This window comes from Altererythrobacter chaiwopuensis, from assembly GCF_054957735.1.
Genome location: NZ_JBTXJF010000002.1, coordinates 251013 through 266514, shown reverse-complemented (window position 1 = coordinate 266514; position 15502 = coordinate 251013). Strand labels below are relative to the sequence as shown.

Genomic DNA, 15502 nt, shown 5'->3' with positions numbered 1-15502 from the left:
GCTCTGGCCAAGGCGCCGATCACATATGGATCGGCCTAAATGTGAATAGGTTTCCCCCGCACCGCCATCGCCGCTTCCTTGGTGGCTTCGGGATGGGTCGGGTGGGCGTGGCAGGTATAGGCGATATCCTCTGAGGTCGCGCCGAATTCCATGGCAATCGCAGCTTCGGCGATCATCGTGCCGGCCACGCTGGCGATCGCCCACACGCCCAGCACGCGGTCGGTTTTGGCGTCGGCTATCACCTTCACGAAACCGTCAGGTTCGTGATTGGTCTTGGCCCGGCTGTTGGCCAGCATCGGGAACTTTCCAACCTTGATTTCGCCCTTTTCCTTCGCCTGCTCCTCGGTCAGGCCAACCCCTGCAATCTCGGGCATGGTATAGACCACGCTGGGGATCACATCGTGGTTCACAATGCCGGTTTCACCAGCGATGTTTTCCGCCACTGCGATGCCTTCATCCTCGGCCTTGTGCGCCAGCATGGGGCCGGGGATCACATCGCCTACCGCCCATACACCCTCGACCGAGGTGCGGAATTCGTGATCGGTCTCGATCTGGCCTCGGCTGTTGGTTTCCAACCCGATGTTCTCAAGGCCCAGCCCTTCTGTATTGGGCCGCCGCCCGATCGACACCAGCACGCAATCGGCCTCGAGCTTTTCTTCATCGCCGCCGGCAGCCGGTTCGAGCGTCAGCGTGGCCTTCTTGCCCTTGACCGTCACGCCGGTGACCTTGGTTGAGAGCTTGAAACTGATCCCCTGTTTCCTGAATATCTTGTGCGCTTCCTTGCGCACATCGCCGTCCATGCCGGGCAGGATCTGGTCGAGAAATTCGACCACAGTGACCTCGGCGCCCAGCCGCCGCCATACGCTGCCGAGCTCGAGCCCGATCACGCCGCCGCCGATCACCACCATGTTCTTGGGCACCTTGGGCAGTTCAAGAGCGCCGGTGGAATCGACCACTACGCCCTTGTCGTTGTCGATCTCGACACCGGGGAGCGGGGTAACCGAGGAGCCGGTGGCGATCACGATATCCTTGGCCGTGACGGTCTCGTCACCGATTTTGACGGTGTGCGCATCCTGGAAGCTGGCGAAGCCCTTCTTCCAGTCGACCTTGTTCTTCTTGAACAGGAACTCGATGCCGCCGGTCAGCCCCTTCACCGCATCGCGGCGCTGGCCATGCATCTTGTCAAGGTTGAGCTTCGGCGTCACTTCCACGCCCATGCTCGCCATCTTGCCATTGGCGGCCGCGTCGAAATATTCCGACGCATGCAGCATCGCCTTCGACGGGATGCAGCCGACGTTGAGGCAGGTGCCGCCCAGCGTTGCGCGATCTTCCACGCAGGCGGTTTTCAGGCCCAGCTGCGCCGCGCGGATTGCCGCGACATAGCCGCCGGGGCCGGCACCGATGATGAGGACGTCGTAGTCAAAATCCTTGCTCATGTTTCTTCTCTCGTCATCCCCGCGAAAGCGGGGATCCAATTGGCGCCCTTCGCATATGGATTCCCGCTTTCGCGGGAATGACGAAGGGTAGCTATCAAATCACAAATCGATCAGCATCCGCGTGGGATCCTCGATCGCTTCCTTGATGATCTTGAGTGCGGTCACCGCCTCGCGCCCGTCGATCAACCGGTGATCATAGCTCAGCGCGATATACATCATCGGGCGGATCACGATCTCGCCGTTCACCACCACAGGGCGCTCGTCGATCCGGTGCAGGCCCAGCACCGCGCTTTGCGGCGGGTTGATGATCGGGGTCGACATCAGCGATCCGAATACGCCGCCGTTCGAGATGGTGAAAGTGCCGCCGCTCATGTCTTCCATGGTCAGCGTGCCTTCCTTGGCGCGCTGGCCGAAATCGGCAATATCCTTCTCGATCTGCGCGAAGCCCTTCCTGTCGGCATCGCGCACCACCGGCACGACGAGGCCGTTCGGGGCCGAGACCGCGACCGAGATATCGACATAGTCGTGGTACACGATCTCGTCACCCTCGATATAGGCATTGACCGAAGGCACATCTTTCAGCGCCAGGCAGGCAGCCTTGGCGAAGAAGCCCATGAAGCCCAGCCGCACATCGTGCTTCTTGGCGAAGGTATCCTTGTAACGGTTACGCGCCTCGATCACTGCCGACATGTCGCAATCGTTGAAAGTAGTGAGCAGCGCGGCATTGTCCTGCGCGCTCTTGAGCCGCCTGGCGATGGTCTGGCGCATGCGCGTCATCTTGACGCGTTCTTCCTTGCGGGTGCCCGCTCGTCCTTCGACAGGCTCAGGATGAGCGGGACTTTGCGCAACATCCGCTCGCGCTGAGCTTGTCGAAGCGCCTTTGCTCTTGGCTGCTTCCAGCACGTCTTCCTTGGTCAGCCGGCCATCCTTGCCGGTGCCCTTGATCGTGGTGGGATCGACCCCGTGCTCGAGCACCGCACGGCGCACCGCAGGGGACATGGTGACTGCGTCGCCGCTGCTTTCCGCGTCTTCCTTGGCCTTCGAGGTCGCGCTCTTCGCTTTCTCGGCCGGCTTGGCGGTTTCTTCCTTGCTCTCCGCCTTCTTGGCTGGTGCGCCTTCGCCTTCTTCAACCGTCGCGATTATCGCGCCGACTTCGACCGTATCGCCAACCTTGACCTTGTGCTCGCCGATCACTCCGGCGACGGGCGAGGGCACGTCAACCGCGACCTTGTCGGTTTCGAGGCTGGCGATCGGCTCATCGGCGGCAACGCTGTCGCCAGGCTGCTTGAGCCATTCGCCGAGGGTTGCCTCGGTGACCGATTCGCCCAATGCGGGAACCTTGATTTCAGTGGCCATGTGCTTGTTTCCTCAGCCCTTCTTCTTGGGGGATTTGGTGGAATTGGCGGCGCCATCGAGCCCCAGCGCAGCGGCGACCAGCGCCTCCTGCTGCTGCTGATGCCGTTTGGCCAGGCCGGTGGCAGGCGAAGCGGAAGCGTCGCGCCCGACATAGCGCGGGCGCATGCCCTGATGCCCGGCATTGGTCAGCGCTTCCTCGATCTGGCTTTCGACAAAGTACCAAGCGCCGCTGTTCTTCGGTTCTTCCTGGCACCAGATGACCTGTTCCAGATTGCTCATGCGCTTGAGCCGTACGCTCAGCGCTTCGCCGGGGAAAGGATAGAGCTGTTCGATCCGCACGATCGAAACGTCATCCAGCCCTTCCTCGTCACGCTTGTCCATCAGGTCATAGGCGACCTTGCCGCTGCACAGCACCAGGCGATGCACTTTCTCGTCATCGATCTTTTGCAGATCGGACTTGATGCGCATGAAGTGCTGCTCGCGCATGAACTCGTCGGCACTGCTTTTCGCCTTGGGATGGCGCAGCAGGCTTTTGGGCGTCATGATGATCAGCGGCTTGCGGAACGGGCGCAGCATCTGGCGGCGCAGCACGTGGAAATAGTTCGCTGGCGTGGTGATGTTGCAGACCTGGATATTGTCATTGGCGCATAGCTGCAGGAAGCGTTCGAGCCGGGCCGAGCTGTGCTCAGGCCCCTGGCCCTCATAGCCATGCGGCAGCAGCATCACCAACCCGTTGGCGCGCAGCCATTTGGCCTCACCGCTGGCGATGAACTGGTCGATCATGATCTGTGCGCCATTGGCGAAATCGCCAAACTGCGCCTCCCACAGAACCAGTGTTTTGGGATCGGCCATGGCGAAGCCGTATTCGAAGCCCAGCACGCCATATTCGCTCAAGGGGCTGTCATAAACCTCGAACTTGCCGTGCGGCAGCTGGCATAGCGGGATGTATTTCTCTTCGGTGTTCTGGTCCACCCATACCGCATGGCGCTGGCTGAAGGTGCCGCGGCCCGAATCCTGGCCGGACAGGCGCACGCCGAAGCCCTCGGTTACCAGGCTACCGAAAGCGAGCATTTCCGCGGTGGCCCAGTCGAACCCCTCACCTTGCTTGAACATTTCAGCTCGCCCGTCGATCACGCGGCGCAGCGTCTTGTGCGCTTCGAGATCGTCGGGGATTGTGGTTATCGTGCGGCCAATGCTGTCGAACAGCTTCTTCTCGATCGCGGTTTCGACATTGCGCCGCGCGCCTTCGGGATCGGCCGGCTTGTTGAGGCCCGCCCAGCGCCCCCCGAACCAGTCGGCATGGTTGGGCTGATAGCTCTTGGCGGCTTCGAATTCCTCATCCAGTTGGGCGATGAATTCGTCGCGCAGCTGGGGCGCATAGCCCTTTTCGATCACGCCTTCCTCGATCAGCCGGTCGGCATAGATCGAGCTCACCTTGGGGTGCTGGCGGATCGCGTCATACATCAGCGGCTGGGTGAATTTCGGCTCGTCGCCTTCATTGTGCCCGAAGCGGCGATAGCACCACATGTCGATCACGATGTCGCGTTTGAAGGTCTGGCGATAGTCGATCGCCAGCTTGCAGGCGAAGGTGACCGCTTCGGGATCGTCGCCATTGACGTGCAGGATCGGTGCCTGGACGCCCTTGGCAACGTCAGACGGGTAGGGCGACCCGCGTGAGAACTTGGGCGCGGTGGTGAAGCCGATCTGGTTGTTGATGATGAAGTGCAGGCAGCCGCCGGTGTTGTAACCGGGCACGCCCGACATGCCCAGGCATTCCCACACCACGCCCTGGCCCGCGAAGGCCGCATCGCCGTGGATCAGCACCGGCAGTACCTGTTCGTGCTTGCTCAGATCGTCGCGGATTGCCTGCTGCGCGCGGGCCTTGCCCAGCACCACGGGATCGACCGCTTCGAGGTGCGAGGGATTGGGCACGAGGCTCATATGCACTTCGATCCCGTCGAATTCGCGGTCGGTACTGGTGCCAAGGTGGTACTTCACATCGCCCGAGCCGCCGACATCTTCCGGGCTGGCGCTGCCGCCGGAGAATTCGTGGAAGATGACCTTGTAGGGCTTGCCCATCACGTTCGCGAGCACGTTGAGGCGCCCGCGGTGTGCCATGCCGTAGATGATCTCGCGCACGCCCAGCGTGCCGCCATATTTGATCACTGCCTCAAGCGCGGGGATCATCGATTCGCCGCCATCCAGCCCGAAGCGCTTGGTGCCGACATATTTCTTGCCGAGGAATTCCTCATACTGTTCGCCGCGGATCACCGCCTGCAGTATGGCGCGCTTGCCTTCCTCGGTGAACTGGATCGTTTCGCCGGGGCTTTCGAACTTGTCCTGCAGGAAGCGCCGCTCTTCAGTGTCGGCGATGTGCATGTATTCGAGCCCGACCTTGCCGCAATAGGTGCTGAGCAGCGCCTTGTGCAGTTCGCCCACGGTCACCCAGTCGAAACCGAACACTCCGCCGACATAGACCTCGCGGTCCTCCTGCCCGGCAAAGCCGTGCCATTCGAGCGTGAGGTCTTCCGGCATGTTGGCCGCATGCAGGCCCAGCGGATCGAGATCGGCGGCCATGTGTCCACGCACGCGATAGAGCCGCACCAGCAACATCGCGCGGATTGAATCGTCCGCCGCCTGCTCGATCGCCTTGGGATCGGTCGGCTTGCCCGCTTTCGCCGCAGCCTGCGCGACCGCTTGCTTGAGCATGGTGGGATCAAGCGCGGAGGTCAGGTCTGCGCCTGCATCTGCCACTGTTTCCAGCCAGCGCGGATTGGCCCAGCTCGGCCCGGGTTGCGGACCGTCCTGATCGCCCAGCTCGGGCAGGAAATCGTGGTTCTCGTTACCCATGGCTCTTTCTCACGAAACTCTCACAAGCCCCAGCCTTCGCCGGGACTCACAATTTCCGAAACGATCACACCAGTTCCTTGAGCAGCGCATCCAGCGTGGTGCCGAGTTCGGATGGCGAGGGGCTGACACGGATGCCCGCGGCTTCCATCGCGGCGATCTTGTCATCTGCGCCGCCCTGTCCGCCGGAAACGATCGCGCCGGCGTGGCCCATGCGGCGGCCCGGAGGGGCGGTGCGCCCGGCGATGAAGCCGACCATCGGTTTGCTGCGGCCCTTCTTCGCCTGCTGCTTGATGAATTCGGCGGCTTCTTCCTCGGCGCTGCCGCCGATTTCGCCGATCATGATGATGCTCTTGGTCTCGTCATCGGAAAGGAACAGGTCGAGCACGTCGATGAAGTTGGTGCCGTTGACCGGATCGCCGCCGATGCCGACCGCAGTCGATTGGCCCAGGCCGACCATGGTGGTCTGGTGCACGGCTTCATAGGTCAGCGTGCCCGAACGGCTGACGATGCCGACGCTGCCCTTCTTGAAGATGTTGGCGGGCATGATGCCGATCTTGCATTCATTGGGGGTGAGCACGCCGGGGCAGTTGGGGCCGATCAGGCGGCTCTTGCTGCCGGTCAGTGCGCGCTTGACGCGGACCATGTCGAGCACCGGAATACCCTCTGTGATGCAGACGATCAGTTCCATCTCGGCATCGATCGCCTCTAGGATGGAATCTGCCGCGAAGGGCGGCGGCACGTAGATGCAGCTGGCGGTGGCGCCGGTGGCCTTCCGCGCCTCGGCAACGGTGTCATAAACCGGCAGGTCGATATGCGTGGTGCCGCCCTTGCCGGGGGTCACGCCCGCAACCATCTGCGTGCCATATGCCAGCGCCTGCTGCGTGTGGAAAGTGCCGGTTTCACCGGTCATGCCTTGCGTGATGACCTTGGTGTCTTTGTTTACGAGGATGCTCATTCAATCAGTCCTTCTCCGTCGTGCCAGCCCAAGCCGGCCCCTCTAGCCGCGCGAGACCCCGACCTGCGCCGGGGTGACGGCACCTATTTCAGGCTTTCGTCCAGCGCCTTGCACGCCTCAAGCAGTTCCTTGACCGCATCGACGCTGACGCCGAGGTTGGCGCGTTCTTCGTCGCTCAACTCGATCTCGACCACGTCCTCGATCCCGTTCGCGCCGATCACCGCGGGCACGCCGACATAGAGCCCGTTGAGGCCATATTTGCCGGTGACATAGGCGGCGCAGGGGATGATGCGCTTCTGATCGCCCAGATAGGCTTCAGCCATGGCGATGGCGCTGGTGGCGGGCGCATAATAGGCCGATCCGGTCTTGAGCAGGCCAACGATCTCGCCGCCGCCTGAGCGGGTGCGCGCCACGATCTCGTCGAGACGAGCGGGGTTTACGCCCCTGATCTTGGCAAGGTCATGCACCGGGATGCCCGAAATGGTGGAGTAGCTCAGCACCGGCACCATGGTATCGCCGTGGCCGCCAAGCACGAAGGCATTCACATCGCGCACCGAAACGCCGAATTCCCACGCGAGGAAGGTGGCAAAACGCGCCGAGTCCAGCACGCCGGCCATGCCGACGACCTTGTTATGGGGCAGGCCGGAAAATTCGCGCAGCGCCCACACCATCGCGTCCAATGGGTTGGTGATGCAGATCACGAATGCGTCAGGCGCGTGGTTCCTGATGCCTTCACCTACGGCCTTCATCACCTTGAGGTTGATGCCCAGCAGATCGTCGCGGCTCATGCCCGGCTTGCGCGGCACACCAGCGGTGACGATCACCACATCTGCGCCCGCGATGTCGGCATAGTCATTGGTGCCCTTGATCTGGGCGTCGAACCCTTCGATCGGGCCGCACTGGCTGAGGTCCAGTGCCTTGCCCTGCGGCATGCCTTCAGCGATGTCGAACAGGACGATGTCGCCCATTTCCTTCTTCGCTGCGAGATGGGCGAGGGTGCCGCCGATCATGCCGGCGCCGATAAGGGCGATCTTCTTGCGTGCCATGGTGGGGGGGAGGTCCTTTCCTCTTTGCGCGTGACGCGCGAACAGCCGTGGCCAGGTGCGGCGCGTTCCCCTGCTTCCCAGAAGGAAAGTCGCCTGGCGTTTCCAGCTCGGCCTAGGCCGCTGTACGCGCGAAATCAACCGTGAAAAGGCTAGCTTGGGTACTTATCTTTGCAATTGATTTGCAATAACGATAAGCGTGCGCTGCTCAGGCGATATGGCGCGAAGGCATGGTTTCGTCGCGCTCTTGCGCCAGCAGCATGGCGGCAAGGTAATCGGGCACGGCACGGCTGAAGTAGTAACCCTGGCCCAGCGTACAGCCGGCGCGGCGCACGGCGTTGACCTGTTCGATCGTCTCGATCCCTTCGGCGACGATCTCCATATCGAGCTGCGCACCCATTTCGGCCACCGCACGGATGATCGCCTCGCTCTTCCTGCCGACATTGGGGCCAGACACGAAGCTGCGGTCGACCTTGATCTTCGAGAAAGGGAAGGTGTGGATATAGCCCAGCGAGGAATAGCCGGTGCCGAAGTCGTCGAGCGCAAAGCGCACGCCGCGGCTTGCCAGTTCATGAATGAAGTCCGCAGTGGCGTGATTGTCGTCGACGAACAGGCTTTCGGTCACTTCGAGTTCGAGTCGCCTGGGATCGAGCCCGGCCTCGCGCAGTGCGTTGAGAATGCCCAGTGCTGCACCCGGCGCACGGATTTGTAGCGGCGAGAGGTTGACCGCCAGGCTGACGTCATCGGGCCATTGGGCAGCCGCGCGGGCGGCCTGCGCGGTGATCCAGTTGCCCAGCGTCACGATCACACCGGTTTCTTCCGCCACCGGGATGAATTCGTCCGGGCGCAGTTCGCCCTTTTCAGGGTGGAACCAGCGCACCAACGCTTCGAATGAGCGGATCTTGCCGGTTTCGAGGTCGACAATCGGCTGGAAGTAGATTGACAACTCGTCACGCGTAAGTGCGGCGCGCAGTTCGCCTTCGATTTCGCGCCGCCGCACCAGTTCGCGGGTCATCGAAGATATGAAGAAGCTGGTCTGCGAGCGGCCCGCCACCTTGGCATGGTAGAGCGCCAGATCGGCGCGCTGCATCAGTGCGTCGATATCCTCCGCATCCTCGGGCATCAGCGCCACGCCCAGCGATGCGCGCACATCGAGCCGTGAATTGTCGATCCGTACCGGACGCATGATCTCGATATGGACTTCGCTGGCGAGCCGCTCGGCGTCCTTGCGCCCGCTGATCGGACAATAGATGATGAATTCGTCACCGCCGAAGCGGGCGATGGTCGATCCTTCGGGGGCCACGTCGCGCAGGCGATTGGCCACTTCCAGCAGCACGCGGTCACCGATCGGGTGGCCCAGCAGGTCATTGACTTCCTTGAACCGGTCAAGGTCGATCCAGAACATTGCCATCTGCGTTTCGGGTTCAAGCGCCATCATGCTTTCGATCATGGCGTGGTTGAGCCCGGCGCGATTGGCCAGGCCGGTCACGACATCGGTCCGCGCAAGTACCTGCATCTTGTCCGCCAGCCGCGCGCTGGTTTCCGCTGCGGCAATGGAATCGCGCAGCACCTTGAAGACATTGAACGTGATCGAAGCCATCGCCGGGATCAGCAGCAGCATGGTGAAGAACAGCGCCATATAGGCCAGCGACCCGATCCAGAGCGCGGCCAGCATGATCGGCAGGCACACCAGGAACAGCTGCCCCATTGCGATTATTGGCCGCCCGGCATTTCGCGCGCAGATACCTACGCCATAGCCAGTGGCGTTGGCGATCAGCAGCACTTCCACTTCGCCAGGGGCCTTGAGGATAAAAGCCAGAGCGGCAATCGCACCGAGCACGAAGGCATAGCTGAAGGCGCCGACTTCATAGACCAGTTCGAGCTTGCGCGTGCTGACATTGCGCTCCGTGGGGGAAAGCCCAAATGACGCGGTGATGCGCGCCATGGCAATCACGGTCAGGACAATACAGCCGATATAGAGAGAGTTGATGCCCGATACCCAGGCGGCGATCGCGGTTGAGGCGATGCCGTTGAACGCGCCGATGGCCAGGCTTGTGGGCTGGGTATAAAGGGTTGAGACAAGTGTACGCCGTACCTGCGCGGACAGATCGTCCCTGCGGATACGGAAAAAGAAGCGCTTGCATAGCGCGCCGAAGGTTTCGGACCTTGCCATCACCGTTCCGGTTTAGCGTACAGTGGTCACTGAGTGGTTAACGCGGCACTTACCAAAATACCGCAGCAAAACTGCGCGGATCGGAACGCTGTGCGGCGGCGGCTGATGAGGCGCGCCGCGCCGTCCGCTCACCCTCGCGGCTTTGCGGCTGTTTCGAATCGGCGTGCAGCGATAATTGCCATGCGCCGGTCAAGCAGCCGGCAAATGCCCAGCCACCAGTGATAGGCGGCCTGGTCACCGGCAAAAAAGGCCTGCTGCGCTTGATGGCGCGCTGCGCGCGCCGCACCAAGGCCATGTGCGGCAAAGTGGCGTAGCGATGCCTCCAGCATGGCCTGGCTGACCGGCTCGTCAACATTGTCATTGGCGGCCGGGCTCGCAACAGGACGGTTGGCGAGCAGGCGAGTGACCAATCCGCGCCGAAATTTGCGCGCGGCATTGCCAGTGGATTGCATGGGGGCGACCTCGTTATGGGAATTCAACATGTTCTTGATTGCCGCTGTCCTACATCGGCGGGCGCTAAGGCTTGGTTCTGCGAGAGGGTTAACGCCGCGTTATCGATCCCGGGCCGGAAGCGGGCAGGGCGCGATCCGCTTGCAGGCGCACGGCGGGGCATCTATCGCACGCCCCAGCAAAGGGGTGCGATGGGCAGCAAATTTTCAGTCATGGCGAAACATCGGGCAGCGGCCCGGCGATGCCTTGCGCTGGCCGCCGCTCTGGCGCTGGCGGCTTGCGGCGGAGCTGGCGCGGGCACTGGCCGTGACGTGCCCGAACTTGCCCAAACGAACGCCGCGCCGGCGCGCGTGGTCAGCCTTAATCCGTGCGTAGATGCAGTGCTGGTAGAGGTCGCCGCGCCCGGCCAGATCCTGGCGCTATCGCATTACAGCCGCGATCCATTGTCGAGTTCGATCCCTCAGCAGGTCGCCTCACGCTTTCCCGTTACCGGCGGGACGGTGGAGGAAGTGCTTGCTCTGGCCCCCGATCTGGTGCTGGCGAGCAGCTTCATCGCGCCTGCGACGCGGCAGGCTTTCGCCGATCTGGGCATCGAGGTAGTGACATTCGGCATCGCGGATACGCCGCAGGCGAGCTATGCCCAAATGCGCGAAATTGCAGCATTGCTGGGGCAGGGCGCGCGCGGAGAAGCCCTGACCGAACGGATAGCGGCCGCGCTAGAGCGCAGCGCCGCGCCCGCCGGTGCGGAGCCAGTTTCCGCAATCCTGTGGCAGCCGGGGCAGATCGTGCCGGGCCAGGCCACGCTGGTGAGCCACCTGATGCGGCAAGCGGGCTTTACCAGCCTTAGCGCGGTGCGCGGGATGGGCCAGGCCGATTATCTTTCGCTCGAAGCGCTGCTGGCCGACCCTCCGCAGGTGCTGCTGGTGGCGGGGGATGCGCCTGCACAGCAGCATCCGGCGCTAAGCCAATTGCGCCATACAAGCGTCGCGCATTTCGATCCCGCGCTGCTCTATTGCGCGGGGCCGAGCATGATCCGCGCTGCCGAGCGGCTGGCCGAGATCAGGGGCGCAGCAACATGAACCGCGCCGCGCTGGTCTTCGCCCTGCTGCTGGCGCTGCTGATGCCGCTTTCGCTGCTGGCCGGGCGGGTGTGGATCGATCCGTTCGATATTGCGGGCAGCGGGCCGAACGCCGCGCTGATCCTGATGGAACTGCGTTTGCCGCGCGCGCTGCTGGCGGTGGCGATCGGAGCCGGGCTGGGCGCGGCGGGGGCGGCAATGCAAGGCTATCTGCGCAATCCGCTGGCCGATCCAGGGCTGTTCGGGATCGCGCCGATGGCGGCGCTGGGCGCGGTGGCGAGCCTGTGGTTCGGCCCCATTCTGCCTTGGGCGGCGAGCCCCTGGCTGCTGCCGCTGATGGCGCTGGCAGGTGCCGGAGCGGGCATGGCGCTGCTGGCGCTGATCGCGGGGCGCACCGGCGGGATCGCGCTGTTCACCCTGGCGGGCCTGATGATCGCCAGCCTGGCCGGCGCGCTCACTGCGCTCGCCATCACGCTTTCACCCAATGCCTTCGCCATGAGCGAGATCGTGCTGTGGCTCAACGGCGCGTTGACCGATCGCAGCTGGCGCGAAGTCATGCTGGCTGCACCCTTGGTCGCGGTGGGGATCGCTCTGCTGGTGCTGGCCGCCAAGCCGCTCGATGCGCTGACCTTGGGCGAGGCCGCATCGCGCTCGCTTGGCGTGCGGCCCGGAGCGCTGCTGGCGCTGCTGGTGGGCGGCGTGGGCTTTACTGTAGGCGCGAGCGTGGCGGTGGCGGGCATAATCGGCTTTGTCGGGCTGATCGTGCCGCATCTGGTGCGCCCGCTGACCGACCGGTTGCCATCCAGCCTGATCCTGCCCAGCGCGCTGGCCGGGGCCTGCCTGGTGCTGGCGGCGGATAGCGCGGTGCGTATTTTGCCGCTGGTGACCGAATTGCGGCTGGGCATTGCGCTCAGCCTGCTTGGCGCGCCCTTCTTCCTGTGGCTGCTGATCCGCATGCGGCAGGGGCGGCTGTGATGCTGGCGGCGGAGAACCTCTCGCTCCATCGTGGCGGCGTGCCGGTGCTGCAAGGGATCGGCGCTGTGCTCGAACCGGGCCAGGTGACCGCGATCTGCGGTGGCAATGGTGCGGGCAAGTCCAGCCTGCTGATGGCGCTGGCCGGGCTGCTCGATCCGGCGGCAGGGGCGGTCACGCTGGGCGGAGAGGCGCTTTCTTCCATGCATCCACGCAGGCGTGCTCAGCTGATCGGATACTTGCCGCAAGAGGCTGAAGTGGCATGGGATGTCGCGGTCGAAAGCCTGGTTCGGCTGGGGCGTATGCCGCACCGCGATGATCTGGGCGTTTCCGGCAAGGCAGCGGTGGAGGCGGCGATTGCGGCGCTCGACCTGGGAACGCTCAGACAGCGGCCCGTTTCACACCTGTCGGGCGGCGAGAAGGCGCGTGCGCTGCTGGCCCGTGTATTGGCGGGCGAACCGCAATGGATCCTGGCTGACGAGCCCTTTGCCGCGCTCGACCTGGCGCACCAGCGCGGTTTGCTGCGCCATTTGCGCACAGTGGCACAGGCGGGTGCGGGGGTGGTGCTGGTGGTGCACGATCTCGCCACTGCGATGAACCATGCCGAACGGGTGCTGGTGCTGCATGAAGGATTGCTGCTGGCCGACGGTGCGCCGCAGCAGGCGCTCACGCCTGCGATCATCGCTCAGGGCTGGGGTGTTGCCGCGCGCTGGATCGGTGAACCGGGCGCATTCGCGCTGGTGGCGGAATAGCGCGCACTCCAGGAATATGCCGGACATGCGGGAGAGGTGCATGCCCGGCCGGGCCGAAGGCCCGTCTCTTGCGACCCTGACCTGCGGCCCTGGCGCGACCCGAAAGGCTCAGGAATAGACTCGCAAAGAGAAGCCGTACCTGCCGCTTCAGGCGCCCTGCCGCGACTTCAGTTTTCCTGTAGGGCACCCGGGGCGAACGCGAGAAAAATGCCTGAAGTTCGGGCATTGCCGCGATTTTTGCGGCGCATCAGCCTTCACGCCCCCGCATACGCCAATCCCTTTGCTCTGACCCAAGGATCGAGTAGACTGGCGCAGGTCGCCGAGCGCAGGATGGATGCGCCATGCACCCATCGCGCTGCGCCCGGGCAAAGGAGCAGGGGTGAGCAACTACCGCTACAAGGCGTTCATCAGCTATAGCTGGGCCGATGCGAAGTGGGGCAAGTGGCTCCATCACGCGATCGAGACCTATCGCACGCCCGCCGCCCTGGTGGGCAAGCAGGCTGCCCATGGGGAGGTGCCCGCGCGGCTGCACCCCCTGTTCAAGGATCGCGAGGAAGAGGCCGCCGGCACCAGCATCGGTGCAGCGGTGGAAAAAGCGCTGGCCGATTCCGAATTCCTGATCGTGATCTGTTCGCCCCGATCGGCACAGTCGCAATGGGTCAATCGCGAGATCGCCTGGTTCAAGAAGCACCGCAATCCGAACAAGGTTCTGGCGCTGATCGTGGATGGCGAGCCGGGCGGCGGTGAGCAGGAATGCTTTCCCAGGGCGCTGACGCATGAAGTGGCGCCTGATCTGACGATCACCGACACGCTGGTCGACACCCCGCTGGCAGCCGATGCGCGCGATAGCGGCGACGGCAAGCGCCGCGCCAAGCTGAAGATCGCGGCAGCGATGCTGGGGGTCAGGCTCGACGAGCTGGTCAATCGCGACGAACGGCGGCGCACGCTGCGCACGCGGATCGTGGTCGCCGCATCGCTTTTGCTGGCGCTGGTGATGAGCACGCTCGCCTGGGTGGCGGTGCAGGCGCGCGACGAAGCCGAACGCCAGCGCGCCGAGGCCGACGGGCTGATCGAATTCATGCTCACCGATTTGCGCGAAAAGCTCGAGCCGGTCGGGCGGCTTGATGCGCTGGACGTGGTGGGCCAGCGCGCGCTCGATTATTATGCGGCGCAGAAGCTATCCAGCCTTGATGCGGATTCGCTGGGGCGGCGCAGCCGCGCGCTGCATCTGGTGGGCGAAATCCGCAATCTGCGTGGCGATAGCGCGGCGGGGCTGGCGGCGTTCGAACAGGCAGCGAAAACGACCGGCGAGCTGCTCGAACGCAATCCGGACGATGCACAGCGGGTGTTCGACCATGCGCAAAGTGTGTTCTGGGTTGGCGCCATTGCTTTTGAACGCGGTGAGACCAAGCAGGCCGAGGCGCAGTTCCGCGAATATCAGCGGCTGGCGGCGCGGCTGGTGGAACTCGATCCCGCCAAGCCCGAATGGCAGCTGGAAAGCAGTTATGCCGAAACCAATCTGGGGGTGATGCTTTTCGGACTAGGCCGCTTCGCCGAAGCGGAGCCCTTCTTCGTCCGGGGTGTGGAACGGATCGAAGCGGTCGCCAAAAGCGAAGGTTACGATGCCGGAAGGCAGATTGAAGTCGGGGCGACGATCAACTGGCTTGGCCAAACTCGGGCGCGGCTTGGCAAGATTGCGCAGGCCCTGTCACTGCATCGGCGCGAAGCTGCGCATTATGAGGATATCCTGCGGCGCGATCCTGCCAACGCGCCCGCCAAATATCGCCTTGCCGTGGTGATGCAGTTTCTCGCAGAGCAGGAGCTCAATTCGGGCAAAGTCGACGCGGCGATTGACGCTATCGAAGGCTCGCTGGAAGTCGGCAGCCAGTTGAGGGCATTGGAGCCGGACAATACCGAATGGCAGGAAACCGAAGTTCGCGGAAAGTTCGCACAGGCGGAATACATGATTTATGCCGGGCGCTTCGAGGCAAGCCGTGCCTTGCTCGATCAAGCGGCGGGATTGCTGACAAAGATGATTGCAGCCGATCCGGTCAACACGATCTGGTCGGGCGACCTCAAATGGATCGAACTTGGCAATCGCGCAAGGCTGGCATTGGCGTTGGGCGAGATTGCACGGGCGCAGGCTTATTCCGACCGGGCCCTGGCCTTGCTGGACAAATATGGCGATGAGGGGGATCAGGCGGCTTCGGCCAGAATGCGGCGCGTGGCCGGCGACATTGCGCTGAAATCGGGCGATCGCGCGCGTGCCCGGCAATTCTGGGAGGAAGCCCTTGCGCTGTCACCCTCGCACCCGGGGGCGGAGGGCGACAAATATATCTTGCTGAAGCGGCTCGGGCGAAGCGAGGACGCGATGCAGCTTGCTGAAAGTCTCGACAGGCGGGGCTACCGCCACCCCGCCTATCTTCGCGAACGGTAA

At 63.6% G+C, this 15502-nt stretch carries 11 protein-coding genes; 4 read left to right on the top strand and 7 right to left on the bottom strand.

Going from position 1 to position 15502, the window contains the following annotated elements; translation table 11 throughout:
• Nucleotides 1–35: 35 nt before the first annotated feature.
• The 7 genes from lpdA to ACX3VQ_RS10515 all read right to left on the bottom strand — a co-directional run bounded on the left by lpdA (nucleotide 36) and on the right by ACX3VQ_RS10515 (nucleotide 10265).
• Complete coding sequence (lpdA, locus tag ACX3VQ_RS10545) at nucleotides 36–1436, bottom strand: dihydrolipoyl dehydrogenase (protein WP_462581022.1); 1401 nt, start codon at nucleotides 1434–1436, stop codon at nucleotides 36–38.
• Between the two features lie 99 nt (nucleotides 1437–1535).
• On the bottom strand, nucleotides 1536–2792 hold the full coding sequence (odhB, locus tag ACX3VQ_RS10540; protein WP_462581021.1) for a 2-oxoglutarate dehydrogenase complex dihydrolipoyllysine-residue succinyltransferase: 1257 nt from the start codon (nucleotides 2790–2792) through the stop codon (nucleotides 1536–1538).
• Between the two features lie 12 nt (nucleotides 2793–2804).
• Nucleotides 2805–5642, bottom strand: coding sequence for a 2-oxoglutarate dehydrogenase E1 component (locus tag ACX3VQ_RS10535; RefSeq protein ID WP_462581020.1), 2838 nt, complete (start codon nucleotides 5640–5642; stop codon nucleotides 2805–2807).
• Between the two features lie 64 nt (nucleotides 5643–5706).
• The gene (sucD, locus tag ACX3VQ_RS10530) at nucleotides 5707–6597 is read right to left on the bottom strand and encodes a succinate--CoA ligase subunit alpha (protein WP_462581019.1); all 891 of its coding nucleotides are present in this window, start codon (nucleotides 6595–6597) and stop codon (nucleotides 5707–5709) included.
• A gap of 83 nt (nucleotides 6598–6680) precedes the next feature.
• Nucleotides 6681–7643, bottom strand: coding sequence for a malate dehydrogenase (gene mdh / locus ACX3VQ_RS10525; protein ID WP_462581018.1), 963 nt, complete (start codon nucleotides 7641–7643; stop codon nucleotides 6681–6683).
• A gap of 205 nt (nucleotides 7644–7848) precedes the next feature.
• Entirely contained in the window at nucleotides 7849–9813 is a 1965-nt protein-coding gene (locus ACX3VQ_RS10520; protein ID WP_462581017.1) for a putative bifunctional diguanylate cyclase/phosphodiesterase, read from the bottom strand.
• Between the two features lie 128 nt (nucleotides 9814–9941).
• The gene (locus ACX3VQ_RS10515) at nucleotides 9942–10265 is read right to left on the bottom strand and encodes a hypothetical protein (RefSeq protein WP_462581015.1); all 324 of its coding nucleotides are present in this window, start codon (nucleotides 10263–10265) and stop codon (nucleotides 9942–9944) included.
• Between the two features lie 189 nt (nucleotides 10266–10454).
• On the opposite strand from ACX3VQ_RS10515, the gene ACX3VQ_RS10510 reads away from it, so the two are divergent.
• From ACX3VQ_RS10510 to ACX3VQ_RS10495, 4 genes are all read left to right on the top strand, one after another.
• A complete protein-coding gene (locus ACX3VQ_RS10510; protein ID WP_462581013.1) occupies nucleotides 10455–11342 on the top strand; it encodes an ABC transporter substrate-binding protein in 888 nt (295 codons plus the stop codon).
• Nucleotides 11339–12316, top strand: a complete 978-nt coding sequence (locus ACX3VQ_RS10505) for a FecCD family ABC transporter permease (protein ID WP_462581012.1) — start codon at nucleotides 11339–11341, stop codon at nucleotides 12314–12316. Before ACX3VQ_RS10510 ends, ACX3VQ_RS10505 begins: the two co-directional genes overlap by 4 nt.
• On the top strand, nucleotides 12316–13065 hold the full coding sequence (locus ACX3VQ_RS10500) for an ABC transporter ATP-binding protein (protein WP_462581210.1): 750 nt from the start codon (nucleotides 12316–12318) through the stop codon (nucleotides 13063–13065). Before ACX3VQ_RS10505 ends, ACX3VQ_RS10500 begins: the two co-directional genes overlap by 1 nt.
• A 379-nt stretch (nucleotides 13066–13444) precedes the next feature.
• Nucleotides 13445–15502: a TIR domain-containing protein gene (locus ACX3VQ_RS10495; RefSeq protein ID WP_462581011.1), complete on the top strand. Its 2058-nt coding sequence runs from the start codon at nucleotides 13445–13447 to the stop codon at nucleotides 15500–15502.

Excerpts from the sequence above, each read along its gene's own strand:
- ACX3VQ_RS10520 (WP_462581017.1), bottom strand. The coding sequence starts at position 9,813 with ATGGCAAGGTCCGAAACCTTCGGCGCGCTATGCAAGCGCTTCTTTTTC.
- ACX3VQ_RS10515 (WP_462581015.1), bottom strand. The coding sequence starts at position 10,265 with ATGCAATCCACTGGCAATGCCGCGCGCAAATTTCGGCGCGGATTGGTC.
- sucD (WP_462581019.1), bottom strand. The coding sequence starts at position 6,597 with ATGAGCATCCTCGTAAACAAAGACACCAAGGTCATCACGCAAGGCATG.
- ACX3VQ_RS10510 (WP_462581013.1), top strand. The coding sequence starts at position 10,455 with ATGGGCAGCAAATTTTCAGTCATGGCGAAACATCGGGCAGCGGCCCGG.
- mdh (WP_462581018.1), bottom strand. The coding sequence starts at position 7,643 with ATGGCACGCAAGAAGATCGCCCTTATCGGCGCCGGCATGATCGGCGGC.
- ACX3VQ_RS10535 (WP_462581020.1), bottom strand. The coding sequence starts at position 5,642 with ATGGGTAACGAGAACCACGATTTCCTGCCCGAGCTGGGCGATCAGGAC.
- ACX3VQ_RS10500 (WP_462581210.1), top strand. The coding sequence starts at position 12,316 with ATGCTGGCGGCGGAGAACCTCTCGCTCCATCGTGGCGGCGTGCCGGTG.
- ACX3VQ_RS10505 (WP_462581012.1), top strand. The coding sequence starts at position 11,339 with ATGAACCGCGCCGCGCTGGTCTTCGCCCTGCTGCTGGCGCTGCTGATG.
- odhB (WP_462581021.1), bottom strand. The coding sequence starts at position 2,792 with ATGGCCACTGAAATCAAGGTTCCCGCATTGGGCGAATCGGTCACCGAG.
- lpdA (WP_462581022.1), bottom strand. The coding sequence starts at position 1,436 with ATGAGCAAGGATTTTGACTACGACGTCCTCATCATCGGTGCCGGCCCC.